This window comes from Lentzea sp. NPDC004789 (genome assembly GCF_053601075.1).
Map to the genome: position 1 here is coordinate 21,555 of NZ_JBSGBE010000039.1, position 25,917 is coordinate 47,471.

Genomic DNA, 25,917 nt, shown 5'->3' on the forward strand with positions numbered 1-25,917 from the left:
GGCAATCGGAAACTGTCGGTGGCGGGTGGCAAGCTTGCTCCCCATGGACGACATCGCGTTGCGGGAGCTGGCCGAGGAACGGCTGCGGGCACTGGCGGGCCCGCAGGCGGTGCTGCGCGAGGACCAGTGGACGGCGATCCACACCCTCGTGGCCCAGCGGCGCAGAGCTCTCGTCGTCCAGCGCACCGGCTGGGGCAAGTCGGCCGTGTACTTCATCGCCACGGCGTTGCTGCGGCAGCTCGGTGAAGGACCGACGGTCATCGTCTCGCCACTGCTCGCGTTGATGCGCAACCAGGTCGACGCGGCGGCGCGGGCGGGTGTGCACGCGGTGACGATCAACTCGGCGAACACCGACGAGTGGGACGCCGTGCAGGAGCAGGTCGCGGCCGGCGACGTCGACGTGCTCCTGGTGAGTCCGGAACGGTTGAACAACCCAGATTTCCGGGACGCGGTGCTGCCCTCGCTGACCGCGTCCGCGGGCATGCTCGTGGTCGACGAGGCGCACTGCATCTCGGACTGGGGGCACGACTTCCGGCCGGACTACCGCAGGCTGCGGACGTTGCTGACGGAGCTGCCACCGGGCGTGCCGGTGCTGGCGACGACGGCGACGGCCAACGACCGCGTGGTCCACGACGTCACCGAGCAGCTGGGGCTCGGTGCCGACGAGGGCACGCTGGTGCTGCGCGGGCCGTTGGACCGCGACAGCCTGCGGTTGTCGGTCGCGTTGCTGCCCACCGCCGAGTCGCGCCTCGGGTGGCTCGCGGAGCAGCTCGACCGGCTGCCCGGTTCCGGGATCATCTACACGCTCACGGTCGCGGCGGCGGACGACATCGCCGCGTTCCTGTCCGACCGCGGCCATCCGGTGGCCGCGTACTCGGGCAAGACCGAGCCCGCCGAACGCGAACGCGCCGAGGAGGACCTGCTCGGCAACCGGGTCAAAGCGCTCGTCGCCACGTCCGCGCTGGGCATGGGGTTCGACAAGCCGGACCTGGGGTTCGTGGTGCACGTCGGCGCGCCGTCCTCCCCGATCGCCTACTACCAGCAGATCGGGCGGGCGGGCCGAGGCGTCGAACGCGCCGAGGTGATCCTCCTTCCCGGCCACGAGGACCGCGACATCTGGGCGTACTTCGCGTCCTTGGCCTTCCCGGCCGAGGTCGTGGTGCGGCAGGTGCTGTCGGCGCTGTCCTCCTCTGGCAAACCGCTGTCGACGGCGGCATTGGAGCCGATGGTCGAGCTGTCCCGCAGCAGGCTCGAGGTCGTGCTGAAGGTGCTGGACGTCGACGGCGCGGTCCGGCGGGTGCGCGGTGGCTGGGAAGCGACCGGGCGTCCGTGGGAGTACGACGGCGACCGGTACGCGCGCATCGCCGAGGCGCGCAGGGCCGAGCAGCAGGTGATGATCGACTACCTGCGCACGTCGTCGTGTCGCATGAAGTTCCTGCAGGACCAGCTCGACGACCCGCACGCGCGCGAGTGCGGTCGTTGCGACAACTGCACCGGCGAGCGGTTGTCGGTGGAGGTGTCGGAGACCGCGGCAGGCGCTGCCCGCGAACGCCTGCTGCGGCCCGGGCTGGACGTGGCGCCGCGCAAGATGTGGCCGACCGGCATGGCCGCGATCGGCGTGCCCCTGTCCGGCAAGATCCCGCCGTCGGAGCTCGCGGCGACGGGCAGGGCGCTGGGCCGCCTCACCGACATCGGCTGGGGCACCCGGCTGCGCGACCTGCTGGCCGACGGCGCCGACGGCGAGATCCCGGAGGACGTGTTCGCGGCCTGCGTGAAGGTGCTGTCGGCGTGGGGCTGGGACGAGCGTCCGGTCGGCGTGGTGACGGTCGGTTCCCGCAGGCGCCCGGCCCTGGTCGGCAGCTTCGGCCGGCGAATCGCGTCGATCGGCCGGCTGCCGCTGCTCGGCACCGTGTGGCTCGGTGAGTCGACGCACCGGGCCAACAGCGCCCAGCGCCTGGCCGGTCTCGTGCGGTCGGGCGAGACACCGGACGTGTCCGGTGTGGACGGTCCGGTGCTGCTGGTCGACGACCACGTCGACACCGGCTGGACCATGACGGTGGCCGCTCGGATGCTCAGGAAGGAGGGGGTGCCCGCGGTGTTGCCGTTCGCACTGGCCGTCACGAACTGACCCCGGATTGTTCCGGTTCCCATCGGGCGAGAAACTTTCGCCCATGGTGATGCCCGGACCAGCCACGCCTCGCCCGCGCAGGTCGTGGTTGCGGATGTTCTTCGTGGGACTGGCGCTGTGGGTGGCGACGGTGGTGATCACCTATCTCACCGGCAACGCCAACCTGATTCCGACGATCGTGCTGCTGGGCAGCTTCCTGGTGCCGGCGACGTTCGTGACGTGGGCGTTCGAGCACAGCCACTCCGGTGAGGTGACCGGGGAGATCGTGTTCAGGACGTTCGCGGTCGGTGGCGTGCTGGGTGTGCTGGGCGCGTCGTTGCTGGAGTCGTACCTGCTGCACCCGTCACCGTGGCTGTTCGTGGGTGTCGGGCTGATCGAGGAAGCGGTCAAGCTCGGTGCGCTGGCGCTGCTCACGCGGCACCTGGTGCACAAGTCCACACGGGACGGTCTGGTGCTCGGCGCGAGTGTCGGGTTCGGGTTCGCGGCCTTCGAGTCGGCCGGGTACGCGCTCACGGCGACGTTGACCGACAACGGGCTGTCGTTGATGGACCTGGTCACGACCGAGCTGTTGCGGGGGTTCCTCGCTCCGTTCGGGCACGGGCTGTGGACGGCGATCCTGGGCGGTGTGCTGTTCTCGCGCAGTGTGCGCGAGCACTTCCTGCTCACCGGGCGGCTGTTCTGGGCCTACGTCGGGGTGTCCCTGCTGCACGCGCTGTGGGACTCGATGAACAGCATCGCCGTCGTGATCACCGTGGTGGTGACGGGTGAGCCGTGGCAACGGCACGCGGAGCTGTTCACGGTCGTCACGTGGCTCGGGCTGGCGTCGATCTCGGTGGTCGGGCTGGTCTGGCTGCTGGGCCTGGTGCGGGCGTCACGCCGGGAGCACCGGCCGGTGCGGGGCTATCCGCTGCCCACCGACGCGCGGTGGTGGCCGGCCGGTCGTCCTCCTCGGTGAACCGCGCTAGCAGTTGTGGATGGCGGTGGTCGCGGACGACACCATGACATCCACGCCGGGCAGGGTGATGTGCGCGCCGTTGACCTTGAGGCCACCGGGCACCGGCACCTGCTCGTTGATCACGATCTTGCCGCCGGGCAGCGGGATCGTGGTGTTGGGCGCGGTGGTGACGGTGACCGGGAGGCCGGCGACGGTCAGCGCGCCGATGGTGACGGTGCCGGTGGCGCCGCCGCACGTGCTGCGCGAGGTGGCCACGACGTCTCGCAGCGCGACGACGCCAACGCCGACTTCGGCGACGGACGTGCGTGCGGTGGAGGTGCCGGGTGCCAGCGTCGTCACCACCGACGTGCAGAGCGCGCGGGCGCCCAGCGATGAGGTCGCCACGCACGGCGGTGCCGTGGTGCTCGCGCGGGCCACGCGGACCTCGCCGGTGTCCGGGGTCGGCGGCACGGTCAGGCCGAGGGCGGTGCCGGAGAGGCCGAACCCGCGGCCGGTCATGTGCTGCAGGCCGACCGCGGTGGACGCCTGGCTGGGCTCGTAGAACGGGTCGCCGGTGAACGTGGCCGTCACCGGCACGGTCGCGGTGGCGTTCAGCGGCTGGTCCACGGACGCGATCGTGCACTCCGCCGTGCCCCGGGCATCGGTGGTGTCCACACAGGACTGACCGCCGAGGTTGAGCTGGACGCTGCGGCCGGCGACGGGAGTGCCGTCGTCCTCGGTGAGCTTCGCGGCCAGGCGGGCGGGTTCGGCGTTGGCCACGTTGGCGGCGCCGGTGTAGGTGAGCGTGGTTTCTTCTTTGGTGACCACGAAATCGACCGCGGTCCCCGACGGCAGCAGGCTCTTGCTGCCCGCGAACGCCGCGGTCAGCGGATAGGTGGCGGCCGGCTCGTTCGGTGTGATCGGGCAGGACGCGACGCCGTCGGCGTTGGTGGTGCCGGTGCAGGTCTCGGCGTTGTTCAGGGTGAAGACCACCGGCTGGCCGCCGACCGGCGTGCCGGTGGCGGTGAGGGTCAGCCGGGCGGAAACCGTTGCGGGATCGTGGAAGTCACCGGTGAGCGCGCCGGTGTAGGTGAGGGTGGTCGGCTTGCGGGTGACCTCGAACTGGACCTCGGTGCTCGACGGTTGGTGCACCACGTCGCCGCCGTAGCCGATCGCCAGCAGGTAGGTGCCCCCGGCCTCGTCGGGCGTGATCGTGCAGGAGGCGACGCCGTTGGCGTTGGTCGTGCCGACGCAGGTCTCGTCGGCGTTGAGGCGGAAGACCAGTGAGGCGTTCGGCACGGGCGCACCCGAGGTCGTCGTGGTGAGGCGGGCGGAGAGCGTCACCGGGTCGCCGGTGAAGCCGGAGGACGGGCCGGTGTAGGTGATCTTGGTGGACTCGACGAGGTAGCTGATGGTCACCGACGGCTGCTCGTCGGTCTCCTCCAGCGCGAGGTTCGAGACGCCGGCGCCCGCGCGGGCGGAGCCGTTGCCACCGTCACCGCCGTGGACGGCGATGATCAACGGCGTCGGCGCCTGGAAGCCGGACGCGCCGCCGCCACCGCCGTACCAGCCACCGCCGCCTCCTCCCCCGCCGCCACCACCTGCGGTCGCGGGGTTACCGGGTGCGCCGAGCCCGCCGACGCCGAAACCGCCGGGCAGACCGGGGAATCCGCCCGGTCCCGGGATGCCGGGTGTGCCGCCGCTGTTGTCGCCGCCGTTGCCGCCGTTGCTTCCGGCGACGCAGCCGATGGCGAAGCACCGGCCGCCACCACCACCGCCACCGGGCGCGACGACCAGCCGGCTGGCGAGGCTGTCGCACGGCGCTGCGGCGGAACACAGCCGCACGTCGCTCGCGCCACCACCGGCACCGCCCGCGAACGGGGTGCCGAGGCCACCGGGTGCGCCGCCACCGAAGCCCGGCGCGCCGCCGTTCGCGCCGCTGCCGTCGCCGCCGTTCTGGCCCACCGCGACGACGAGTTGCGTGACCCCGGACGGAACGGCGAGGTCTGCGGTGGCTCGATAACCACGTCTACCGTCCGGTGCGGACCCGTCGCCGCCGTCGGCGCCCTTGCCGCCGTGTCCGCCGATGGCCACCACGCGCAGTTTCGTGACGCCTGCGGGGATCGAGTAGGTCTGTTCACCGCCGGTCGGTTGGAACGTCTTCGAGACGAAGTGGTCGGCGAGTGCCGGTGGTGCGAAGACAACGCTCGCGCCCATCAGTCCGATGGTGAGCGCCGTCGCGAGCCTGGCTCGGGACACGGGGGTGCCTTCCGTGCAGAAGGGGCCCCGACCCGGCGAAAGGATCCCGCACCGCAGTTCGAGACGACACGAACTTCACCCGAACGCCGCCGAACGTGATCCGTTCGGACGTCAGGCCAGGAACCCCAGCACGGCGTCGCGGAACTCGGCGGGCCTCCTGCTGTGGATGCAGTGACCTGCGTCGATCGTGATGAGCTCGGCGTTGGGAATCATCCCCGCGACCTCGGCCAGCCGTTCCGGCGGCACGTGGCTGCGCGGACCACCGCCGATCACCAGCGTCGGGGCCTTGATCGCGGCCAGGCCGTCCCACCACACCGGATCGGGTGCGCGCAGCTGGGTCAGCACCTGCGGCACCACCCGGCGGTCGAACCCGCGCCGCAACAGTCCCTGCAGCGCCAGGAACAGTGCCACGCCTTGCTTCGGCGGGCGTGGCTCACCCGAGCGCGGCGGGGGCGGTGGGTCTTCCAGCACGAGTTTGCGCACCCGGTCCGGGCGGCGGCCCGCCAGCAGTGCCGCGACGTGGGCACCGAGCGAGTGGCCGACGAGGTCGAACTCGGCGATGTCCAACGCGTCGAGCACGCCCACGACATCGCGTTGCACCGAGTCGAGGCGGTAGTCGCCGGTCCGGGCACTGCCACCGTGTCCGCGCAGGTCCGGAGCGATCACCAGGCGACCGGCGGCCACCAGCGAGCGGGTGAAGCCCGTCCAGGTCGCCGAACTGCTCGCCAACGCGTGCAGGAGCACGGTCGGCGGGCCTTCCAGCGATCCGTCCAGGCGATAGGCGATGGTCGCACCGCCGACGTTCAGCGTCGGCAGCGGAACCCGTGCTGGCATTGCGAACCGTCCCCCGGTGCGGTGTGGCACTGTCTTGGCCATGATTCCGGACGTCGTGCGGTTCCGGCAGGCAGATCTACTTTCCGTGCTGCACCGGAGGTTCGGGCCGGTGGTGCGGATGGGCCCGTACACCTACCTGCTCGGACCGGAGGCGAACCGGTTCGTGTTCGCCAACTCCGAGCTGTTCGAGGTGGAGCGGGCGTTCCAGGTGCTGGTGCCGGTGGACGGGCCGACGTCGTTGATCGTCAGCGACGGCGAGGACCACAAGCGGCGGCGCCGGCTGGTGCAGCCGGCGTTGGTGCACCGGCAGATCGCCGGCTACGAGCCGGTCATGCGGGCCAACGCCGAGGCGGCGCTCGACTCGTGGCGGCCGGGGCAGGTCGTGGACGCCTACCAGGAGTTCCGGCGGGCCATCCGGCGCAGCACGATCCACGCGCTGTTCGGCGAGAAGATGGCGCGGGACGCCGACTTCTTCGGCGCGCACCTGCAGCTGCTGATCAACCTGATCGACCGGAACCCCGCGGTGGTCACGTGGCTGCGGCGGACGAAGGCACCGGCCTGGCGCAACGCGATGCGGGCGCGCAGGGCCGTCGACGCACGGGTCTACGCGGCGATCGCGGAGGCACGGCAGGGCGGAACGGCCGACGACGACCACGTGCTCGCCTCGCTGGTGCGGGAGAAGGACGGGCTGAGCGACCTGGAGGTGCGCGACCAGGTCGTCACGCTGATCGCGGCCGGGTACGAGACGACCAGCGGCGCGATGGCGTGGGCGGTGTTCAACCTGTTGCGGCACAACGGAGTTTGGGAACGCGCGCAGGACGACGACGAGTACCTGGCCAACGTCGTCAACGAAACGTTGCGGCTGTACCCGCCGGCGGTCGTCTCGGCACGGGTGGCGGCGCAGCCGTTCGAGTTCGCCGGGAAGAAGATCAAAGAGGGCACTTTCCTGCTGTACAGCCCGTACGTCACGCATCGGCTGGCCGAGGTGTGGCCGGATCCCCTGCGGTTCGACCCGGACCGGTGGGAGCGCAAGCCGGCGCCGCACGAGTTCCTGCCGTTCGGCGGCGGCCCGCACCGGTGCATCGGGGCCGGCCTCGCCACGACCGAGCTGACCGTGATGCTGAAAGCGTTGCTGCAGCGGCCGAAACCCGAGTTGGTGAGGCAGCGCATCACGCCGGCGAGCGTCGCCGCGATGCGCCCGAAGCACGGCCTCAAGGTCCGGGCAGCAGGATGATCACCGAAGCGCTGGGCGAGGCGCTGCACCTGATGAGGATGTCCGGCACGTTCTACTGCCGGACCGAGCTCACCGAGCCGTGGGGCCTGACCATGCCCGACATGGCCGACTGCCTGTGGTTCCACGTCCTCACCAGCGGCCGCTGCGAGATCGAGGTCGACGGCGAGATCACCTCGCTGGCACCCGGCGACGTGCTGCTCGTGCCCGGCGGCCAGGGCCACCGGCTGTTCGACTCGGCAAGCTCACCGACGCCGCTCGTCACGACGTTGCCGCACGAGTTCGAGACCGACAACTACGCGATCCTCCGTCACGGCGACGGTGGCGCCGTGACGCACCTCGTGTGTGGTGCGGTGCGCTTCGACCACCCGGCCGCACGGCACCTCATCAAGGTGTTGCCGCACGTGCTGTATGTGCGGCAGGCCGACGACATGCGCGCCACGATCGACCTGATGGCCGCCGAGGCGCGGAACCTGCGTCCCGGCGGCGAAGCGGTCATCACCAGGCTCGCGGACGTGCTGGTGATCCAGACGATCCGCTCGTGGCTCGCCAACGACCCGGCCGCGCGCACCGGGTGGCTGGGTGCGTTGCAGGACGAGCAGATCGGGCAGGCGCTGGCGTTGATCCACCGCGACCCCGCGCAGCCGTGGACCGTCGAACGGCTGGCGCGCGAGACCGCGATGTCCCGCTCGGCGTTCGCGGCGCGATTCACCGATCTCGTCGGCGAACCGGCCATGCGGTACGTGACGCGGTGGCGGATGCACGTGGCGATGAACCGCCTCAAAGACCGCGACAGCACGGTCAGCGAGATCGCGCGCGGCCTCGGCTACGAGTCCGAGGCGGCGTTCAGCCGGGCGTTCAAGCGGATCGTCGGGGTGTCGCCGGGTCAGGCGCGGGCGGGCTGAAGCAGGTCCCAGCGGTTGCCGTAGAGGTCCTCGAACACGGCCACGCGACCGTAGACCTCGTCGCGCGGCGTCTCCAGGAAGCGCACGCCGAACTCGGTCATGCGGGCGTGGTCGCGGTCGAAGTCGTCGGTGGTGAGGAAGAACCCGACGCGGCCGCCGGTCTGGTCGCCGACCCGTGCGGACTGCTGGTCCGTGTCGGCCCGCGCCAGCAGCAACGACGCTCCCCCGCCCGCGGACACCACGACCCAGCGCTTGTCGCCCTGCGGCGTGTCCTCCGCCAGCGTGAACCCGAGACCGTCGACGTAGAACCGGATCGCTTCGTCGTAGTCGCGGACCACCAAGGTCACCAAGCCCATAGAGCGCACGCTGCTCAGTGTGACAGGGTGCCTCCATGGCGGTTACATCGGAGACGCATCGACTGCCCGTGCGCACCCTCGTCGCCTCAAGCGCCGGCAACGCGGTGGAGTGGTACGACTGGGGCATCTACACGGCGTTCAGCATCTACTTCGCCACGCAGATCTTCCCCAAGGGCAACGAGGCCGCGGCGCTGCTGAGCACGTTCGCGACGTTCGCGCTCGCGTTCTTCTTCCGGCCGCTCGGCGGGTACCTGCTGGGCCGGTTCGCGGACCTCAAAGGCCGGCGCACCGCGATGCTGCTGACGATCGTGCTGATGTCGGGCGGGTCGGTGCTGATCGGGTTGCTGCCGACGTTCGACCAGGTCGGCTGGCTGTCACCGGTGCTGCTGGTGCTCGCCCGCATCGCGCAGGGCATGGCGCTCGGCGGCGAGGTGTCCAACGCGTCGGCGTACCTCGCGGAGATCGCGCCCGCCGACCGTCGCGGCCGGTACTCGTCGTTCTTCTACATCTCCACCGGGGCGGCGGTGCTGATCGCGTCGCTGCTCGGGTTCGTGTTGTCGCGCAACCTCGACAAGGCCGCGATGGCGTCCTACGGGTGGCGCGTGCCGTTCCTCGTCGGCGGTGTGCTCGGGCTGATCGGGTTGTGGTTGCGGCGGGAGCTGAAGGAGACCGAGCAGTTCGAGGACAACCGGGCCAAGGCGGAACGCCTGCGCAACCCGCTGCTGACCACGCTCAGGGAGCACCCGAAGGCGGTCGGCCAGCTCATCGGCGTGACGTTGCTGTCGACGCTGAGCTTCTACACGTTCTTCTCCGCGCTGACGCCGTTCGCGGTGACGGCCAGGGGCGCCGGCGCCATCGACGTCTTCCTGGCGTTGTCGATCGGCACGCTGGTGTTCATCGCGCTGCAGTACCCGCTGGGGTGGACGGCCGACCGGTACGGCCGCAAACCGCAGCTGCTCGTGTGGTCGGCGGCGATGGCCTTGCTGGTCGTGCCGTTGTCGGCGCTGGTCAAACCGGGGCTCGCGAACCTGGTCGTCGTGTTCTGCGTCGGGCTCGGGCTCTACACGGCGATGACGTCGATCGCGCCCGCGATCATGAGCGAGCTGTTCCCCACCGAGCTGCGCGGACTGGGCATCGGCGCCTGGTACAACCTGACGGTCGCGCTGTTCGGCGGCACCGCCCCGCTGGTCATCCAGGCCGTCGGCGGGACGGTGTTCTTCTGGTACGTCGCCGTCGCCGCGGTGATCACGTTCCTCGTCGTCCTGTCGTTGCCGGAGACGAAGGGCGCGGAGCTCACCTAGCGAGCGGCACCAGGTCGTCGGCGTGCACGACCTCGCGGCGCTGCTCCTCGGGCAGGTCGTGGGTCTTGCGGCCGATCAACGACGGCAGCTCCCCCGAGTCGTAGCCGACCACACCGCGGGCCACGACCTCGCCGGCCAGGCTCACCAGCTCGACGACGTCACCTGCGTCGAAGTCGCCGTCCACTCCGGTGATTCCCGCTGCCAGCAACGAACGACGCCGGCCGACCACAGCGGCGACCGCGCCGTCGTCGAGGTGCAGGCGGCCGTTCGCGTCGGTGGCGTAGCCGAGCCAGAAGCGGCGGGCGGTGAGACGGGAACCCGTTGCGGCGAAGGCGGTGCCGACGTCGGCGGAGGTGAGCGCGCGATGGGCCTCGGTGGCGCTGGTCAACAGGACCGGGATGCCCGCCGAGGAGGCGAGCCGCGCCGCGGCCAGCTTCGAGGCCATGCCACCGGTGCCGAGACCGGACGCGCCAACGGTTCCGGCCTGCACTCCGTCCACATCGGACGCTCCAGCGACCTCCGAGATGCGGACCGCCCCCGGCTTGCGGGGGTCACCGGAGTAGAGCGCGTCCACATCGGACAGCAGGAACAACGCGTCTGCACCGACCAGGTGCGCCACCAGGGCGGCCAGGCGGTCGTTGTCACCGAAGCGGATCTCCTCGGTGGCCACGGTGTCGTTCTCGTTCACGACCGGCACAGCACCCAGGGCCAGCAGCCGGGAGAACGTGCGCTGGGCGTTGCGGTAGTGGGCGCGGCGCACCACGTCGTCCGCGGTCAGCAGTACCTGGCCGACGGTGAGCGAGTAGCGGCCGAACGAGTTCGCGTAGGCGTGTGCCAACGTCAGCTGGCCGACGCTCGCCGCGGCCTGCTGGGTGGCGAGGTCACGCGGGCGCCGGGACAGCTTCAACGGCGCGAGGCCCGCGGCGATCGCACCGGACGAGACCAGCACGACCTGGCTGCCCGCACCGCACCGCGCGGCGACCGCGTCGACCAGGGAGTCGAGGCGGGCCGGATCGAGCCCGCCTTCCGCCGTGGTCAAAGAAGAAGAACCGACCTTCACCACGATGCGGTTCGCCGAAGCGACCGCTCGCCGTGCTTGTGAGACCGCGGGGGCCGTCACGTTTTACTCCTCGTCGAAGTCGTCGCCGTAGTCGCCGGGCGCGCGGCGGGCCTTCTTCAGGGCCTTGCGCTCGTGGGCGCCGATGCGGTCGTTGCGCTCAAGGCGGGCGTCCGTGCCACGTCCGGTCATCGTCATCGCGATGCCCGCCGGCGTGGTCGGCTCCCAGTCGAACACCAGGTCGCCGATGGTGACCTGGCAGCCGGGAACGGCACCCATCTTCACGAGCTGATCCTCGACACCCAGCCTGTTCAGGCGGTCGGCGAGGTAACCGACGGCTTCGTCGTTGGAGAAGTCGGTCTGGCGGATCCAGCGCTCGGGACGGTCGCCCCTGACGATGAAGCCACCCTCGACCGAGGGGTCCTCGGTCACGGTGAAGCCCTGGTCGTCCACGGCGGTCGGCCGCAGCACGATTCGGGTCGATTCCTTCTTCGGCTGGGCGGCGCGGTACTCGCGCACGACCTCGGCCAGCTTGAAGGTCAGTTCACGCAGTCCCTCGCGGGACACGGTCGACACCTCGAACACCGGCAGGCCGCGGGCCTCGATCTCCGGGCGGACGATGTCGGCGAGGTCCTTGGCGTCCGGGATGTCGATCTTGTTGAGGATCACCACGCGCGGACGGTCGGCGAAGTCGCCGCCGAGCGACGGGGTGTACTCCGCGAGCTCCTGCTCCAGCGCGTCGATGTCGGCGATCGGGTCGCGGCCGGGCTCGTACGTCGCGCAGTCGACGACGTGGGCGAGCACGGCGGTGCGTTCGATGTGCCGCAGGAAGTCGAGGCCGAGGCCCTTGCCCTGCGAGGCACCGGGGATCAGGCCGGGCACGTCGGCCATCGTGAAGATGGTCTCGCCCGCGGTGATCACGCCCAGGTTCGGCACCAGCGTGGTGAACGGGTAGTCGGCGATCTTCGGCTTCGCCGCGGAGAGCACCGAGATCAGCGACGACTTGCCCGCCGACGGGAAGCCGAGCAGGCCGACGTCCGCGACGGACTTGAGCTCCAGCACCAGGTCACGCGTCTCGCCCGGCTCACCGAGCAACGCGAAACCGGGGGCCTTGCGGGCCTTCGACGCGAGCGAGGCGTTGCCCAGACCGCCACGGCCGCCGGCGGCCGCGATGAGCTGGGTGCCCTCGCCGACGAGGTCCGCGACGATCTCGCCGTCCTCGGTCAGCACCACGGTGCCGTCCGGGACGCGCAGGATCAGGTCCTCGCCGTTCGCGCCGTCGCGGTTCGCGCCCGCGCCCGCCTTGCCGTTGGTGGCGGAGGCGTGCGGGCGGAAGTGGAAGTCGAGCAGGGTGTGCACCTGCGAGTCGACGACGAGCACGACGTCGCCGCCCTTGCCGCCGTTGCCGCCGTCCGGGCCGCCGAGCGGCTTGAACTTCTCGCGGTGCACGGAAGCGCAACCGTTGCCCCCGTTGCCGGCGGCAGCGTGGATCACCACCCGGTCTACGAAGCGGGCCACGGAACTACTTCCCTTCAAAAGTCTTGGACAAGCAACGAGGGGCGGTGCCGGAAGACCGGTCCCGCCCCTCGCAGAGGTAGTGCTACGTCGCGGAAAACGGTCCTCAGACCGCGACCGGGACGATGTTGACGGTCTTGCGACCGCGCTTCATGCCGAACTCCACCGCACCCGGCTGCAAGGCGAACAGCGTGTCGTCCTTGCCGATGCCCACACCGACGCCGGGGTGGAACTTGGTGCCGCGCTGGCGGATCAGGATCTCGCCGGCCTTGACGACCTGACCGCCGAACCGCTTCACACCCAGGTACTGGGGGTTGGAGTCACGGCCGTTGCGGGAACTGGACGCACCCTTTTTGTGTGCCATGAGAAGTCAGGTCCTCACTTACCGGTGATGCCGGTGACCTCGACGCGGGTCAGCTTCTGGCGGTGACCCTGGCGCTTGTGGTAGCCGGTCTTGTTCTTGAACTTGTGGATGCGGATCTTGGGACCCTTGGTGTGCTCGACGACCTTGCCGGTCACCGAGAACTTCTCCAGGGCCGCCGCGTCAGCGGTGACGTCAGTGCCGTCGACCACGAGCAGCGTCTGGAGGGAGATTTCGGTGCCCGGCTCGCCCTCGAGCTTCTCGACCTCGACGATGTCGCCGACAGCGACCTTGTACTGCTTGCCGCCGGTCTTGACGATCGCGTACATCAGGACGGAAGTCTCCTGCTACTCGATGGTGACGGGCCATGCGCCATCCAACCGGGAAAATCACCAGAGGAGGCACACGACAGGACCCGTCGGATAACGGGCCGTCAACAAGGTTACGGGAGTGGGTGCGGCCGGAGCAAACCGGGGTGCCCTGATCGCGTTCGCGCAGGCTGTGCGGTCCCTCACAACGCAAGACCGGGGCCGCCCGTGAAGGCGACCCCGGTCTCACTGCCAGCGCTTTCAGCTCTCCTGGACCGGCGGTCCCGCGGGCCGCGACACGGCGCGGCGCCTGCGGGTGGTGGTGACCACCGGCGCGGGCAGCTGGACCTCGGGCTGCTTCGGCACCTCGACGACCAGCGGAGCGGGCGCCTCCTGCACGACCGGCGCACCTGCGGCGCGCTTGGCCGCACGGCGGCGCGGACGGGCACCGGAAGTGGTCACCGGAGCCTCTGCGACGGGCGCTGCGGGCTCGGCGACCGGTTCCGGTGCCACCGGAGCCTCGACGGCGGCGACGGCCTCAGCCGCGAGCTCGGCCACCTCGGCGGCCTCCTCCGCGACCTCGGCCGACTCCTCGGCGACCAGCTCGGCCACCGTCACCGGCTCGACGAGCTCCGGCGCCGCCTCCTCGATCACCGCGGCGGCAGGCTCCTCCGCCGGGGTCTCGACAGGCTCCTCCTCGACCACCTCGGCGGTGTCGTGCGGCACGTGACCGTTGAGCGCCTGCTCCTCGACCACGACCGCGTCGACGACCGCCTGCGGCTCCTTGTCCCGGCGACGACGGCGACGACGGCGGCCGCCGTGACCCTCGTGCTCCTGGTCGGCGGCGACGGCGGCCTCGGAGGTGTCCTCCGGCTCACCGGACTCGACGACCTCGGGCTCGGCCTCGACCGGTGCCTCGACGGTCGCCTCGACCACCTCGGCGGCGTCCGCGGCCTGCTCCGACCCGCCCTTGTTGCGGCGCGACTTGCGGCCACCGCCCTGCGGCTGCTGCTGGCCACCGCCACCGTTGCCGTTGCCACCGCCGTGCGAGTGCACGGGCTCGGTGGACACGATCACGCCACGGCCGCGGCAGTGCTCACACGTCTGGCTGAACGCCTCCAGCAGACCGGTGCCGACCCGCTTGCGGGTCATCTGCACCAGGCCGAGCGAGGTGACCTCGGCGACCTGGTGGCGCGTGCGGTCGCGGCCCAGGCACTCGGTCAGGCGGCGCAGCACCAGGTCGCGGTTCGACTCCAGGACCATGTCGATGAAGTCGATGACGATGATGCCGCCGATGTCGCGCAGCCGGAGCTGGCGGACGATCTCCTCCGCCGACTCCAGGTTGTTGCGCGTCACCGTCTCTTCGAGGTTTCCGCCCGATCCGGTGAACTTGCCGGTGTTGACGTCGATGACCGTCATCGCCTCGGTGCGGTCGATGATCAGGTAGCCGCCCGACGGCAGCCAGACCTTGCGGTCCAGCGCCTTCATCAGCTGCTCGTCGATGCGGTACTCGACGAACGCGTCGTTGTTGCCGACGTGCTTCTTCAGGCGGTCCTGCAGGTCCGGCGCCACGTGGCGCACGTAGCCGTCGATGACGTCCCACGCCTCGTCGCCCTGGACGACGAGCTGGGCGAAGTCCTCGGTGAACAGGTCGCGGACGACCTTCACCAGCAGGTCCGGCTCCTCGTAGAGCAGCGTCGGCGCCTTGGTGGAGGTGCTCTCGGACTTCTCCTTGATGACCTTCCACTGCGCCTGCAGACGCGTGACGTCGCGTGCCAGCTCCTCCTCGGAGATGCCCTCCGAGGCGGTGCGGATGATCACGCCGGCGTCCTCGGGGACGACCCGCTTGAGGATGTCCTTGAGGCGCTTGCGCTCGTTGTCCGGCAGCTTGCGGCTGATGCCCGTGGCACCGCCGCCCGGCACGTAGACCAGGAAGCGGCCGGGCAGGCTGATCTGGGTCGTCAGGCGCGCGCCCTTGTGACCGACCGGGTCCTTGGTGACCTGGACGAGCACGGAGTCGCCGCTGCTCAACGCCTGCTCGATCTTGCGGGACTTGCCCTCCAGACCGGCGGCGTCCCAGTCGACCTCACCGGCGTACAGCACGGCGTTGCGGCCGCGGCCGATGTCGATGAACGCGGCCTCCATGCTCGGCAGCACGTTCTGCACGCGGCCGAGGTAGACGTTGCCCACGATCGAGCCGGTGCCCGACGACGTGACGAAGTGCTCGACCAGCACGCCGTCTTCCAGCACACCGATCTGGGTGCGGTCGCCGCGCTCGCGCACGACCATCGTGCGGGCCACGGCCTCGCGGCGGGCCAGGAACTCGGCCTCGGTCAGCACCGGGGCGCGACGGCGGCCGGCCTCGCGACCGTCCCGGCGGCGCTGGCGCTTGGCCTCCAGCCGGGTCGAGCCGCGGATGCTGCGGACCTCGCTCTGCGCGGCCTCGGAGTCGGCCTTGTCGTCGCGCGCGTCACGGGACTCGCGGACGTGCACCACCGTGTTCGGCGGGTCGTCCTCGGAGGTCGCCTCGTCGTCCGCGCCGGTCTTGCGGCGACGGCGACGGCGGCGACGGCGGGTCGAGCTCTCGTCGCCCTCGTCGTCGGACGCCTCGTCGGCGGCCTCGGTCTCGGCGGACTCGGCCTCCTCGGTGCCTTCCTCGGACTCCTCGCCCCCGTCGGCCTCGGCACCCTTGCCGCGGCCACGGCCACGACGGCCGCGGCGGCGCCGGCGACGGCCCTCGCCCTCGTCGTCGCCATCGGCGTCGGCTTCGGCCTCGGCGGCGTCGAGCTCGTCCGCGGCGATCTCGCCGACAGACTTCTCGTCCTCGGCGACCGGCTCCTCGACGACGAACGGCGAGGCGGCCGCCTTCGGCCGTTCGATCGGCTGAGGCGGCAGGAACACCGCGCTCGGCGCGGCGAAGATCGGCGCGAGCGCCGGTGCCTCGAACGCCGGGACCGCGGGGGCCTCGTAGTCCTCGGTGATCTCACCGGTGACGACGTCGTCCCAGTCCAGCAGCGTCTCCGCCACCTTCAGCGCGACGTCGCGGCTCACGCTCGACTGCGCGCTGCGGGCGACCTCGCCGAGGTCGGCCAGCGCCGTCATCACGTCCTTGCTGGAGACGTCCAGCAGCTTCGCCAGCGCGTGCACCCGCAGCTTGTCCGGCAGATCAGCCAGCTCGGGGCGTGCGGATACCACGCCCTGCCCGCCGGCCCGGCCGGCAGGCTTGTCCTTGTTCGACATGCAGCTCCTCCACCCCCGGGCGCGTCCCGTGAGGACGCGGCCGCGCAGGGGCCTCTCTTGTCTCTCTCCACCGCTGCTCGCGGCGGGAATCCTTGCCTCGCGCGCAGCGGCGTGGCGCCTCACCGGGCGCACGCTTGCGCAGGTCCCACGACGACGCCACCCTCAGCGCCGCTCCTCCTGATGCGTCGCGACTGTCGTTCCAGCGCCCCTGCGTCAGGACTCTCTGTCCTGTTGGAGCGGGTCCACCAGCCTGCCTTCGCCGTCGAGCCGTCCCTGCGCCATCCGGGTTGCTCTCGCAGGTACCGGCGGCACGAGATCGGCGACGACACGAAGCGCATTCAGCACGTCGTCGGGTCGGACGGTAGGCGTTACCTGCCGAACGACCGTCATGAGTATCCCACACGGTTGTGACAATCCGGCCTCATCGTGTCCCGCGTCGCTCGAACGTGGTTCGACCAGTGCCGACACGACCGCGGGCCGCACGTCGATGATCTTCTTGCCGTCCTTGGTCAGACGCTCGACTTCGACCCGCTCCCGCGAGAGGAAGACGCCGACCGCGGCCGCGAGCGCGTCGGGGTCCACCCCGTCGAGCTCGATCCGCCACTCGCTCGCGTCGATGCGCTCGGTGAGGTTGCCACCGTGCGCCTGCACGATGTCGACCACGTCGATGCCGGGTGGCAGCGCCGCGTCGAGCGCGATCTTCAGCGCCTCCGGGTCGACCCGTTCGACGACCGACACCTCGACGTACTCCGCCTCGCTGGCGACGCCGGTCGGTGCGGCCCCCACCCACGACACCTTCGGGTGAGGACTGAAGCCCTGCGAATACGCCATGGGCACTCCGGCCCTGCGCAGCGCACGCTCGAACGTACGAGCGATGTCGCGGTGCGAGGTGAAACGCAACCTCCCCCGCTTGGTGTAGCGGAGGCGCAGTTTCTGCACGGCGGCGGCCGAAGGGTTGTTGGGCTGATGGCGGCTCAGTGGTGCTCCCATGAGGTGTTCCGACGGGTGAGCGGTCCCATCGGCGCAGGCTGTTCGTCCAGGAGGACGGTACCGTGAACCTGATTCAGAACGTTCAGCTTGTCTAGATCGTTGCGCGTGGCTACGGTCCGGCTGACTGGACGCCTTGCCGACCTGGAGGTCCCCGGTGCCTCTGCTCCACCGCGCACGGGCTGCGGCGATGACCGCCCTGCTCGCGGCCGGGTGCATGGCGGCGTCCTCGCCCGCGGGCGCCGAGCCCGTCCTCGACTCGTGCATCCAGCCGGGGCCGACGCTGCGCTACCTGGTGGTGTTCTCGCAGCTCACGCCCACTGAGGTGGCGAACGCGGAGATCACGCGGGCGTGTGGCACCACCACCGTGTACTACCCGGAGATCGGGGTCGCCGTGGCGACCTCTCCCGACCCGTCGTTCCTCAAGCTGATCGGCCCGCAACGCGCGTACAGCGCGCAGGCCGAGCGCGTCGCCAGGCGTTCGGCGCAGCGCAAGAAGGACGACACCGAACTCTTCCGGCCGTCCGGACAGCGCTCGGGCGAACAGTGGGACATGGATCTCATCAAGGCCCCCGCCGCGCACGAGATCAGCACGGGGTCGAAGTCCGTGGTCGTCGGCGTGCTGGACTCCGGCATCGACCTGCATCACCCCGACCTCGTCCCGGCGCTGGCCCCGGAGCTGTCCGCGGGCTGTCTGACCGGGAAGCCCGACCCGTCGCCGACCGCCTGGGCGCCGACGACGTCCGCACACGGCACGCACGTCGCCGGCACCATCGCCGCCGCTGACGACGGCCGCGGGACCACGGGCGTCGCGCCGGGCGTGCGCATCGCGTCCGTGAAGGTCGTCGACGACGACGGCTTCATCTACCCCGAGTACGCCGTGTGCGGCTTCATGTGGGCCGCCGAGCAGCGGATGACCATCACCAACAACAGCTACTTCATCGACCCGTACCTGTTCACGTGCCAGAGCGAGCCCGGCCAGCGCGTGATCTACGAGGCCGTGCGCCGTGCCGTCGACTACGCGACCTCTCGCAACGTGCTGACGGTCGCGGCGGCCGGCAACAACGCCGCCGACCTGTCCCGGCCGGGGCGTGACTCGTTGTCGCCGACGAACGGCGACGCGCAGACGCGGACGGTCGACTCGACGTGCGTGGTGCTGCCGGCTCAGCTCAAGAACGTGGTCGGCGTGTCGGCCGTCGAGTCGACCAAGACCAAGGCCGGGTACAGCTCGTACGGCCTGGGCACCATCGACGTGACCGCACCGGGCGGCGACTCCCGGACGCCGGGCGGGTGCGTGCTCTCGACCGTGCCGTCCGGTTACGACTACTCGTGCGGAACGTCGATGGCGACCCCGCACGCGGCCGGGGTGGCCGCGCTGATCGCGTCGACGCATCCCGGCACCGACGCGGTCACGCTGGGGCGGATGCTGAACGCGCAGGCCGAGACGTTGGCGTGCCCGGCGGACTACGACCTCAACGGCACGGGTGTGCAGGACGCGTTCTGCACGGGCTACTCGGAGTACAACTCCTTCTACGGCCACGGCCTCGTCGACGCGCTGGCCGCCGTCACCAGGTAGCCGAGGTCACCAGGGCACGGGCGTTCCGTCCCACGACCAGAAGCCACCGGTGGGGCCGTCGTCCGGCAGCAGCGCCAGGCGGAGGGCACCTCGGGCGGCCTCGGCCGGATCACCGCCGACAGCGGCGGCCCCTGGGGTGAGATCGGTGGCCCGCAGACCGGGAGCGAGCGCGTTGACCTTGAAGCCCTCCTCGGCCAGCGTCTGGGCGTAGAAGACGGTGAGAGCGTTCAGGGCGGCCTTGGCCGAGCGGTAGGCGGCGGCGCCACCACTTCCCGGGGTGAACTGCGGATTGGGTTGCGCACTCCAGGTCAGCGACGCGGTGCCGCTCGAGATGTTGACGATGCGCGGGCTCGGGGACCGGCGCAGGGCCGGCAGGAACGCGTTGGTCACCGCCACCACCCCGAACACGTTGGTCTCGTACGTGCGCCGGAACTCCTCGACGCCGGTGTCGGCCGGCGTGGCGAGCGACAGGTTGACACCCGCGTTGTTGACCAGCAGGTCAAGCCGGTCCACCCGAGCCGCGGCCTGTGCGATGCCGTCGGGGTCCGTCACGTCGAGGACCAGCAGCCGGGCGCCGACACCGATCTCCTCGACGGCCTGTTGTCCACGTCCGGCGTCGCGGGAGCCCACGTACACGGTGAAGCCTTCGGTGGCGAGCAGCCGGGCGATGTGCTGGCCGATGCCCTTGTTGGCACCGGTGACCAGAGCTGTGCGATCGTTCATGGCGACCACGGTTCCCTGGCGGTGGGGCGCCCTGCCAGGGACGACCTGTACCAGGCGGGAGGCGGCATGGCGCGGCAGGAGCTGGCCCGCTTCCTGCGGGACCGCCGGGCGGGCCTGCGGCCGCACGACATCGGCCTGAGCACGACGGGCACCGCCCGCCGCACGCCGGGGCTGCGCCGCGAAGAGGTGGCAGAGCTCGCTCACATGTCGGTCGACTACTACACGCGGCTGGAGCAGGCCCGCGGACCACGACCGTCGCCCCGGATCCTGGACGCGCTGGCCGGAGCGCTGCGACTCACCCCGGCCGAGCGCAGCCACCTGTTCGGCCTGGCGGGATCGAGCGCGCCGCCCGCCGGCAACCCCGTGCGGCAGGTACCCGCGCACGTGGCCCGCATGCTCCAGCGACTGCCCCAGACCGCGGCCATCGTCACCGACGCGGCGTACGACGTCGTCGCCTGGAACCCCCTGGCCAGGGCACTGCTCGGCGGCGACCTCTCCGGTGGGACGACGAACCTGGCCCGGCGCCGCTTCCTGGACCAGGAGCGAAATTACGAGAGCTCCGGCACCGAGGAGTTCGGGCACATCGTGGTGGCGCGGTTGCGCCGGGCCGCCGACCGCTACCCGCGGGACCCGCAGCTGGCCGCCCTGCTGGCCGAACTGCACGCGGGCAGCGAGGAGTTCCGGCGGATCTGGCAGCTGCGACCGGTCCACGCTCCCCGGCACCGCACCAAGACCATCGATCACCCGGACGTCGGCCCGCTGCGGCTGAACTGCGACGTCCTGCTCGTGCCCGAGGAAGACCTGGAGGTCGTCCTGATCACGGCCGATCCCAGGTCGTCTGCCTCGCGGAACCTGAGCAGGCTGGCCAGGCGGACGACCTGAGCCGTCAGGGCGTGAGCGCCGGGTTCTGCACCGGTGAGCCGATGCCGACCGGGGAGATCGGCAGCAGCTTGCGACCCGTCGGGCCGACCTCGATGTCGGTGCCCATCGCCGGGCACACACCGCAGTCGAAGCACGGCGTCCACCGGCAGTCGTCCTGCTCGCGCTCGTCGAGCGCGTCCTGCCAGTCGGCCCAGAGCCATTCCTTGTCGAGGCCCGAGTCGAGGTGGTCCCAGGGCAGGACCTCCAGCTCCTCGCGCTCGCGGGTGGTGAACCAGGCGAGGTCGACACCGAGGGGCTCCAGCTGTTCCGCCGCCTTGGTGGTCCAGCGGTCGTAGCTGAAGTGCTCGGTCCAGCCGTCGAACCGGCCGCCGTCGCGCCACACCGCCTCGATGACCTTGCCGATGCGGCGGTCACCGCGGCTGAGCAGGCCTTCGATGAGGCTGGGCTTGCCGTCGTGGTAGCGCATGCCGATGTTGCGGCCGAGGCTGCGGTCGGAGTTCACGGCCTCGCGGAGCTTGCGCAGGCGGTCGTCGACCGTGTCCGGGTCGCACTGGGCGGCCCACTGGAACGGCGTGTGCGGCTTGGGCACGAACCCGCCGATCGAGATGGTGCAGCGGACGTCGTTGCGGCCGCTGGCCTGACGGCCGGCGCGGATGACGTTCTTGGCCATCTCGGCGATCTGCAGGACGTCCTCGTCCTCCTCGGTGGGCAGGCCGCACATGAAGTAGAGCTTCACCTGCCGCCAGCCGTTGGAGAACGCGGCCGACACCGTGCGGATGAGGTCCTCTTCGGACACCATCTTGTTGATGACGCGGCGCATCCGCTCGCTGCCGCCCTCGGGCGCGAAGGTGAGACCCGAGCGCCTTCCGTTGCGGGACAGCTCGTTCGCCAGGTCGATGTTGAACGCGTCGACGCGCGTGCTCGGCAGGCTCAGGCCCGTGTTGGTGCCCTCGTAGCGGTCCGCGAGTCCCTTGGTGATCTCCGCGATCTCGCTGTGGTCCGCACTCGACAGCGACAGCAGGCCGACCTCTTCGAAGCCGGTCGCCTCCAGTCCCTTCTGGACCATGGCGCCGATGCCCTCGATGGACCGCTCGCGCACCGGACGGGTGATCATGCCCGCCTGGCAGAACCGGCAGCCGCGCGTGCAGCCGCGGAAGATCTCGACGCTCATCCGCTCGTGCACGCTCTCGGCGAGCGGTACCAGCGGCTGCTTCGGGTACGGCCACGCGTCGAGGTCCATCGTGGTCCGCTTGAACACGCGGTACGGCACGCGGTCGCGGTTCGGCACCACGCGCTGGATGCGGCCGTCGGGCAGGTACTCGACGTCGTAGAAGCGCGGGATGTAGACACCGCCGGTCTCGGCGAGCCTGGTCAGCACCTCGTCGCGGCCACCGGGGCAACCCTCGGCCTTCCACGTCTTCACGATCTCGGTGATCTCGAGGACGGCCTCCTCGCCGTCGCCGAGCACCGCCGCGTCGATGAAGTCCGCGATCGGCTCGGGGTTGAACGCCGCGTGCCCACCGGCGACCACGATCGGGTCGTCCTCGGTGCGCTCGGCCGAGTGAATCGGAATGCCGGCGAGGTCCAGCGCCGTCAGCATGTTCGTGTAGCCCAGCTCCGTCGCGAAGCTGATGCCCATCAGGTCGAACGCCTTCAACGGCCGGTGCGCGTCCACGGTGAACTGCGGGACCCCGTGCTCACGCATGAGCTTCTCGAGGTCCGGCCACACGGCGTAGGTGCGCTCGGCGAGCACGTCGGGCAGCTCGTTGAGGATTTCGTAGAGGATCATGACGCCCTGGTTGGGCAGCCCCACCTCGTACGCGTCGGGGTACATCAACGCCCAGCGCACGGACGCCGCGTCCCAGTCCTTGACGGTCGCGTTGAGCTCCCCGCCGACGTACTGCACCGGCTTGGAGATCCGCGGCAGCAGAGGCTCCAACCTGGGGAAAACAGACTCGACACTCACGCTTCCAGAGTAACGGCCTCTCGCTTGCCGCACCGAATCGCGTGCCAGAACCGAATTGAACTCAGTCCAGCAACAACTTCCCCAGGCGCCTCGCCGCCACCACCGTCCCCACGGCCGCCAGCACCGCGAAGTAGGCGACGTGCCCGAGCATCCCCCACCCGACGACCCCCAGCGTGAGCCCGCGCATGAGCTCGACGGCGTGGTAGAGCGGCGTCCAGCTGACCACCGTCTGCAACCAGCCCGGATAGACCGACAGCGGGTAGAACGTGGTCGAGAACAGGAACATCGGCAGCACCGCCAGCTGCACCAGGTCGAAGTCCTGCCACGACCGCATGAACGTCGTGGCCGCCATCCCGACCGCGGCGAACGCGAACGCGACCAGCAGCGCCGCCGGCAGCGCGAGCAACGCCCACGGCGAGGCGATCAGCCCCATCCCGAGCATCACGCAGAGGAAGCCCGCCGAGTACAGCCCGCCGCGCAGCAGCGCCCAGGCGATCTCGCCCATCGCGATGTCGAACGGCCCCATCGGCGTGGCCAGCATCGCGTCGTACAGCTTGGCGTACTTGAACTTGAAGAACACGTTGAACGTCGCGTCGTACACCGCGCCGTTCATCGCCGACGCCGCGAGCAGGGCGGGCGCCACGAACGCCGCGTAGCTGACCGGCCGCCCGTCCGGCCCCGCGACCGAGGTGACGAACTGCCCGAACCCGAGCCCGAGCGACCACAGGAACAGCATCGGCTCGAACGCGCCGCCGATGAGCACGAACCACGCGCGCCGGTTCACCAGCGCGGCCCGTTCGACGAGCGTGCTGGCCTTGCCGCCGTAGAGGCCGGGCGGGATCACCCGCCACAGCAGCCCGACACTGGCGGGCGCGGCACCGTTCGCGCGGTTGAGGGTCTGGGTCATGTCACACCGCCAGCCTGCGATGGAAGGAACGAGCGGCGAAGAACAGGCCTGCCGAGGCCATGGCGAGCAGGTAGGCGACGTGCCCGAGCGCGGGCAGCAACCCCAGCGTGCCGAAGGTGGTCCCCCGCGCGAGCTCGATGCCGTGCCACGCCGGGGTGAGCCACACCAGCGGCAGCAACCAGCCCGGCAGCTGGCTGACCGGGAAGAACGCCCCGGTGAACAACGTCATCGGCATGAGCACGAACCGGAAGATCACGTTGAAGCTGTCCGGTTTGTCCAGCGTCGCGCTGTAGGCGATCAGCGGACAGCTGAACGCGAGCCCCGCCAGCGTCGCGAACAGCACCGACCACACGATGGCCGGACCGGCCGCCGCACCGAGCACCGCCGCGACGACCACGAACACCGCCGACCGCGCGAACAGCTGCACCCCGTTCCACAGCACCTGCCCGTAGAGCACCTCGGCAGGCGTGATCGGGGTGGCCACCATGCCGATGTACGTCTTCTGCCACAGGAACGACGACATGATCGCGTAGGTCGACTCGAACGTGGCGCCCTGCACCGCCGTGATGACGACCAGCGCGGGCGCGAGGTACTCCAGGTACGGCACGCCCCCGATCAACGCGGTGGACTGCACCTGCGACCCGAACCCGAACCCGAGCGCCAGCAGGAACAGCAACGGCGACAGAAAACTCGACACCGCCGTGGCCCGCCAGTTGCGCCGGTACCACGTCCAGTGCTTCTCGAAGCCGAACCACGACGCCCTGAGTGTGCGCATCAGTCCACCAACGTCCGTCCGGTGAGCCGCAGGAACACGTCCTCCAGCGAACTGCGCCGCACCAGGCTCTGAATCGGCCGCACCCCGTGCTCGTGCACCCGCTGCAGGGCCGCGTCTCCGTCCTGCGTGTACAACAACAACCGGTCCGGCAACACCTCGACCCGCTCCGCGAACCGCTCCAGCTCCGGCTTCTCCTCCCCCGGCGGGAACCGCAGCTCCAGCACCTCCCTGGTGGAGTACCGGCCGATCAGCTCACTCGGCGCCCCCTCGGCCGCGATCCGCCCACCGTCCATCACGACCAGCCGATCGCAGAGCTGCTCGGCCTCGTCCATGTAGTGGGTCGTGATGATGAGCGTGACCCCGTCCTGCTTCAACCGGAACAGCCTGTCCCACAACAGGTGCCGCGCCTGCGGGTCCAGCCCGGTGGTCGGCTCGTCGAGCAGCAGCAGTTCCGGGTCGTTGACCAGCGACCGCGCAATGGTCAGCCGCCGCTTCATCCCGCCGGACAGCGGCTCGACCTCATGATCCGCCCGGTCCGCGAGCTGCGCGAACTCCAGCAGCTCGTCCGCCTTCTCGCGACACCGCTGCCGCGACATCCCGAAGTACCGCCCGTAGATCTGCAGGTTCTGCCGAACCGTCAGCTCGGTGTCGAGGTTGTCGAGCTGCGGCACCACCCCGATCCGCGCCCGGATCTTCGGCCCGTCCCGGTCCGGGTCCATGCCGAGCACCTTCAGCTCTCCACCCGTCCGCCCGGACACGCACGAGATCATCCGCATGGTCGACGACTTCCCGGCCCCGTTGGGCCCCAGGAACCCGAAGGCCTCCCCGCGGCGCACCTCGACGTCGATGCCGCGCACGGCCTCGAACGTCCCAAAATGCTTGGTCAGCGCCTTGGCCTCGACGAGGTTCTCCACCCGCCCGACGTTAACGAACAGGTCCGACAATTTTCGACGCAATTACGATCGCGCCCATGCCGGAGATCGAACTGCGGTGGCTCTCCGAAGCCACCGACCAGCAGCGTGCCGAGATCCACACCGTCGTGCACGACGTAGTCGCGGCCGGTGGCGCCGTCGGCTACCACGAGCCCCCAACGCTCGAACGCATCTCGCTCTGGCTGGACGGCGTCCTCAAACAGTGCCGCGACGGCGACGCCGCCTTCGCCACGGCCCTTGTGGACGGTGTGGTCCGCGCCGTCGGCCTGTGGCGCCGTGGCGGCACCGCCGTCTTCCAGCACCGCGCCGAGATCCAGCAGATCATGGCCCACCCGGCCGCACGCGGCCTGGGCCTGGGCAAACTGGTGGTGCAGGGCCTCGTCGACCACGCCCGCAGCGCGGGCATCGAGATCATCATGCTGGGCGTGCGCGGCAACAACCACGGCGCGATCGAGCTCTACGAAAGCCTCGGTTTCCGCGAGTACGGCCGCATGCCGAACGCCATTGCCGTGGGCAACGAGCGTTGGGACTCCGTCGACATGTACCTGCCGCTCGGCTACCCGGAGGGAACGATCCTCAACGGCTCCAAGCCAGGCGGCCTCGGCTCAAGCCCGCGCCGCAACAACGACACCAACACCTGATCCGCAACGCCGAAGGCGAGCGGCGATGGCGGGGGTGGGGGGGGGGGGGCCGCGCCCCCCCCCCGCCCCCCCCCCCCCCCCCCACTAGCCAAACCCCAA

22 protein-coding genes are annotated in these 25,917 nt (G+C 70.6%); 8 read left to right on the forward strand and 14 right to left on the reverse strand.

The genetic code is table 11. The features are described from left to right. Positions 1 to 43 precede the first annotated feature (43 nt). Positions 44 to 2,128, forward strand: coding sequence for a RecQ family ATP-dependent DNA helicase (locus ACWEIJ_RS44765; RefSeq protein WP_449843386.1), 2,085 nt, complete (start codon positions 44 to 46; stop codon positions 2,126 to 2,128). A 49-nt stretch (positions 2,129 to 2,177) separates the two neighbouring features. Continuing rightward, positions 2,178 to 3,083, forward strand: coding sequence for a PrsW family intramembrane metalloprotease (locus ACWEIJ_RS44770; RefSeq protein WP_449843387.1), 906 nt, complete (start codon positions 2,178 to 2,180; stop codon positions 3,081 to 3,083). A 6-nt stretch (positions 3,084 to 3,089) separates the two neighbouring features. Here the strand turns inward: ACWEIJ_RS44770 and ACWEIJ_RS44775 are convergent, their stop codons facing one another. Then, positions 3,090 to 5,279 (reverse strand): choice-of-anchor P family protein, encoded by a 2,190-nt coding sequence (locus ACWEIJ_RS44775; protein ID WP_449843388.1) that lies wholly within the window; start codon positions 5,277 to 5,279, stop codon positions 3,090 to 3,092. A gap of 153 nt (positions 5,280 to 5,432) precedes the next feature. Beyond that, positions 5,433 to 6,155: an alpha/beta fold hydrolase gene (locus ACWEIJ_RS44780; RefSeq protein WP_449843389.1), complete on the reverse strand. Its 723-nt coding sequence runs from the start codon at positions 6,153 to 6,155 to the stop codon at positions 5,433 to 5,435. Positions 6,156 to 6,195: 40 nt separating this feature from the next. On the opposite strand from ACWEIJ_RS44780, the gene ACWEIJ_RS44785 reads away from it, so the two are divergent. Together ACWEIJ_RS44785 and ACWEIJ_RS44790 are read left to right on the forward strand one after the other, a co-directional pair. After that, positions 6,196 to 7,389, forward strand: coding sequence for a cytochrome P450 (locus ACWEIJ_RS44785; protein ID WP_449843390.1), 1,194 nt, complete (start codon positions 6,196 to 6,198; stop codon positions 7,387 to 7,389). Next, entirely contained in the window at positions 7,386 to 8,291 is a 906-nt protein-coding gene (locus ACWEIJ_RS44790) for an AraC family transcriptional regulator (protein ID WP_449843391.1), read from the forward strand. Before ACWEIJ_RS44785 ends, ACWEIJ_RS44790 begins: the two co-directional genes overlap by 4 nt. Here ACWEIJ_RS44790 and ACWEIJ_RS44795 read toward each other — a convergent pair. Continuing rightward, positions 8,273 to 8,647 (reverse strand): VOC family protein, encoded by a 375-nt coding sequence (locus ACWEIJ_RS44795; protein ID WP_449843392.1) that lies wholly within the window; start codon positions 8,645 to 8,647, stop codon positions 8,273 to 8,275. The two genes, ACWEIJ_RS44790 and ACWEIJ_RS44795, sit on opposite strands and share 19 nt — an antisense overlap. A 35-nt stretch (positions 8,648 to 8,682) precedes the next feature. Here ACWEIJ_RS44795 and ACWEIJ_RS44800 point away from each other — a divergent pair, with 35 nt between their 5' ends. Further along, entirely contained in the window at positions 8,683 to 9,948 is a 1,266-nt protein-coding gene (locus ACWEIJ_RS44800; RefSeq protein ID WP_449843393.1) for an MFS transporter, read from the forward strand. On the opposite strand, the gene proB is transcribed toward ACWEIJ_RS44800, so the two are convergent. From proB to ACWEIJ_RS44830, 6 genes are all read right to left on the reverse strand, one after another. Continuing rightward, entirely contained in the window at positions 9,941 to 11,068 is a 1,128-nt protein-coding gene (gene proB / locus ACWEIJ_RS44805) for a glutamate 5-kinase (RefSeq protein ID WP_449843394.1), read from the reverse strand. The genes ACWEIJ_RS44800 and proB overlap by 8 nt on opposite strands. A 3-nt stretch (positions 11,069 to 11,071) precedes the next feature. Further along, positions 11,072 to 12,523: a GTPase ObgE gene (gene obgE, locus ACWEIJ_RS44810; RefSeq protein WP_449843395.1), complete on the reverse strand. Its 1,452-nt coding sequence runs from the start codon at positions 12,521 to 12,523 to the stop codon at positions 11,072 to 11,074. Between the two features lie 103 nt (positions 12,524 to 12,626). Further along, entirely contained in the window at positions 12,627 to 12,884 is a 258-nt protein-coding gene (rpmA, locus tag ACWEIJ_RS44815; protein WP_355450450.1) for a 50S ribosomal protein L27, read from the reverse strand. A gap of 14 nt (positions 12,885 to 12,898) precedes the next feature. Further along, entirely contained in the window at positions 12,899 to 13,210 is a 312-nt protein-coding gene (rplU, locus tag ACWEIJ_RS44820; RefSeq protein ID WP_030468121.1) for a 50S ribosomal protein L21, read from the reverse strand. Positions 13,211 to 13,450: 240 nt separating this feature from the next. Then, the gene (locus tag ACWEIJ_RS44825) at positions 13,451 to 16,429 is read right to left on the reverse strand and encodes a translation initiation factor IF-2 N-terminal domain-containing protein (protein ID WP_449843396.1); all 2,979 of its coding nucleotides are present in this window, start codon (positions 16,427 to 16,429) and stop codon (positions 13,451 to 13,453) included. A gap of 213 nt (positions 16,430 to 16,642) precedes the next feature. Beyond that, positions 16,643 to 17,368: a TIGR03936 family radical SAM-associated protein gene (locus tag ACWEIJ_RS44830; protein WP_449843405.1), complete on the reverse strand. Its 726-nt coding sequence runs from the start codon at positions 17,366 to 17,368 to the stop codon at positions 16,643 to 16,645. A gap of 205 nt (positions 17,369 to 17,573) precedes the next feature. Between ACWEIJ_RS44830 and ACWEIJ_RS44835 the strand changes: the two genes are divergently transcribed. Next, positions 17,574 to 18,992, forward strand: a complete 1,419-nt coding sequence (locus ACWEIJ_RS44835) for a S8 family peptidase (protein ID WP_449843397.1) — start codon at positions 17,574 to 17,576, stop codon at positions 18,990 to 18,992. Positions 18,993 to 18,998: 6 nt separating this feature from the next. Here the strand turns inward: ACWEIJ_RS44835 and ACWEIJ_RS44840 are convergent, their stop codons facing one another. Next, positions 18,999 to 19,715, reverse strand: a complete 717-nt coding sequence (locus ACWEIJ_RS44840) for an SDR family oxidoreductase (RefSeq protein WP_449843398.1) — start codon at positions 19,713 to 19,715, stop codon at positions 18,999 to 19,001. A gap of 21 nt (positions 19,716 to 19,736) precedes the next feature. On the opposite strand from ACWEIJ_RS44840, the gene ACWEIJ_RS44845 reads away from it, so the two are divergent. Continuing rightward, on the forward strand, positions 19,737 to 20,597 hold the full coding sequence (locus ACWEIJ_RS44845; protein WP_449843399.1) for a helix-turn-helix transcriptional regulator: 861 nt from the start codon (positions 19,737 to 19,739) through the stop codon (positions 20,595 to 20,597). Between the two features lie 4 nt (positions 20,598 to 20,601). Here the strand turns inward: ACWEIJ_RS44845 and ACWEIJ_RS44850 are convergent, their stop codons facing one another. The 4 genes from ACWEIJ_RS44850 to ACWEIJ_RS44865 all read right to left on the reverse strand — a co-directional run bounded on the left by ACWEIJ_RS44850 (position 20,602) and on the right by ACWEIJ_RS44865 (position 25,159). Beyond that, complete coding sequence (locus tag ACWEIJ_RS44850) at positions 20,602 to 22,563, reverse strand: TIGR03960 family B12-binding radical SAM protein (RefSeq protein ID WP_449843400.1); 1,962 nt, start codon at positions 22,561 to 22,563, stop codon at positions 20,602 to 20,604. A gap of 61 nt (positions 22,564 to 22,624) precedes the next feature. Continuing rightward, on the reverse strand, positions 22,625 to 23,470 hold the full coding sequence (locus tag ACWEIJ_RS44855; protein ID WP_449843401.1) for an ABC transporter permease: 846 nt from the start codon (positions 23,468 to 23,470) through the stop codon (positions 22,625 to 22,627). A gap of 1 nt (position 23,471) precedes the next feature. Beyond that, entirely contained in the window at positions 23,472 to 24,245 is a 774-nt protein-coding gene (locus ACWEIJ_RS44860) for an ABC transporter permease (protein WP_449843402.1), read from the reverse strand. Then, positions 24,245 to 25,159, reverse strand: a complete 915-nt coding sequence (locus ACWEIJ_RS44865) for an ATP-binding cassette domain-containing protein (RefSeq protein WP_449843403.1) — start codon at positions 25,157 to 25,159, stop codon at positions 24,245 to 24,247. The genes ACWEIJ_RS44860 and ACWEIJ_RS44865 overlap by 1 nt, the downstream gene beginning before the upstream one ends. 56 nt (positions 25,160 to 25,215) lie before the next feature. Between ACWEIJ_RS44865 and ACWEIJ_RS44870 the strand changes: the two genes are divergently transcribed. After that, positions 25,216 to 25,818, forward strand: coding sequence for an N-acetyltransferase family protein (locus ACWEIJ_RS44870; protein WP_449843404.1), 603 nt, complete (start codon positions 25,216 to 25,218; stop codon positions 25,816 to 25,818). Positions 25,819 to 25,917 lie beyond the last annotated feature (99 nt).